Origin of the sequence: Streptomyces sp. NPDC059398, from assembly GCF_042751845.1 — a bacterium.
Classification (GTDB): domain Bacteria; phylum Actinomycetota; class Actinomycetes; order Streptomycetales; family Streptomycetaceae; genus Streptomyces.
The window spans coordinates 1-1,229 of sequence record NZ_JBHYWP010000218.1 but is presented as its reverse complement, the minus strand read 5'-3'; the positions used below and the strand labels follow the sequence as shown (position 1 = coordinate 1,229).

Genomic DNA, 1,229 nt, shown 5'->3' with positions numbered 1-1,229 from the left:
TGTGCGTTCTCATTCATGGTGAAGCTGCGTCATCGGCCTGACCTGTGTGGATGCAGATGACTGAGAGATGCTGGGATGGACTTTAGGTAGCGCTTGACCTGCAAGGCAGCAACTTGGTTGAGAAGGCTGCATCTAGAGTGAGAATCTCAGGCTAGGCGGAGGTTGATCCGGACCGGTTGTGCTCGGAGGCGTCCGGGGCGCGCCGGCGGGCGGCGCGGCGCGGACTGAGTGGGAGTTCGTGCGCAGGGTGAGGTTCCCCCGGGATGCGGAGGAAGTTGACAGCAGGTCAGATGGGATTCATGAGAGGACCTGTGATCATGGCTGCACCCCGGAAGTACTCGCTCGAGTTGCGTGAGCGTGCGGTACGTATGTATCGCACCGCTGAGCCGAAGCCTCAGATCAAGAAGCTGGCCGTTGACCTCGGCGTGCACCCGGAGGCCCTGCGTGGCTGGATCCGCCAGGCCGAGGCGGACGCCGGCGAGCGCGACGACCGTCTCACCAGCGGCGAACGCGCCGAACTCACGGCCCTGCGCAAGGGGAACACCCAGCTCAAGCGGGCTAACGACGTCCTACGGACGGCCTTGGCGTTTTTCGCGGCGCAGCTCGACCCGACCCGGCCCCAGGTGACGGCGCTCGTCGACGAGCATCCCCGCCTGGGAGTCGAGTGCGTACTTCGGGAACTCCACATCCCCTCCTCCACCTACTACCGCTGGCGCCGCGCCTAGAAGGAGCCCTGCGAACGGCGGCGTCGCGACGTCGAGCTGACCGAGCGGATCAAGGAGATCCACGCCGACTCCGCCAGCATCTACGGCTCTCCGCGCGTGCACGCCGTGCTGAAACGCGAGGGCACCCAGGTGGGCCGCAAACGGGTCGAGCGCCTGATGCGTGAGGCCGACCTCGCGGGTATGAGCCCGCGACGGAAGGGCTTCACGCGCCGGGACCCGAAGCCCACCCTGGCCCCGGACCTGGTCAACAGAGACTTCACCGCACCGGCGCGCCGAACCGGTTGTGGGTCACCGACCTCACGATGATCTCCACCGGCGAGGGGCCGTTGTGGCTGTCCGCGATCCGCGACGCGTTCTCCCGCCGGGTCGTCGCCTGGGAGACCTCCGCCCGCGCGGACGCCGACCTGGTCCTGACCACGCTGGAGTACGCCCTCGCGTCCCGCGAAGTTGAGCCGGGCAAGCTCATTCACCACGCCGACCACGGCTGTCAATATACGTCCATCA

General features: G+C 66.8%; 3 protein-coding genes. All 3 read left to right on the top strand.

Annotated features, from left to right (window positions below):
* Positions 1-317 precede the first annotated feature (317 nt).
* Complete coding sequence (locus tag ACFXBC_RS35105; protein ID WP_385034204.1) at positions 318-725, top strand: transposase; 408 nt, start codon at positions 318-320, stop codon at positions 723-725.
* Between the two features lie 36 nt (positions 726-761).
* The gene (locus tag ACFXBC_RS35100; RefSeq protein ID WP_385034207.1) at positions 762-1,031 is read left to right on the top strand and encodes an IS3 family transposase; all 270 of its coding nucleotides are present in this window, start codon (positions 762-764) and stop codon (positions 1,029-1,031) included.
* On the top strand, positions 1,028-1,229 hold a 202-nt coding region (locus ACFXBC_RS35095; RefSeq protein WP_385034202.1), incomplete at its 3' end, for a DDE-type integrase/transposase/recombinase. The genes ACFXBC_RS35100 and ACFXBC_RS35095, both read left to right, overlap by 4 nt.

What these genes read in the sequence shown, in the direction of transcription:
- ACFXBC_RS35105 (WP_385034204.1), top strand. Translation starts at nt 318, where the DNA reads ATGGCTGCACCCCGGAAGTACTCGCTCGAGTTGCGTGAGCGTGCGGTA.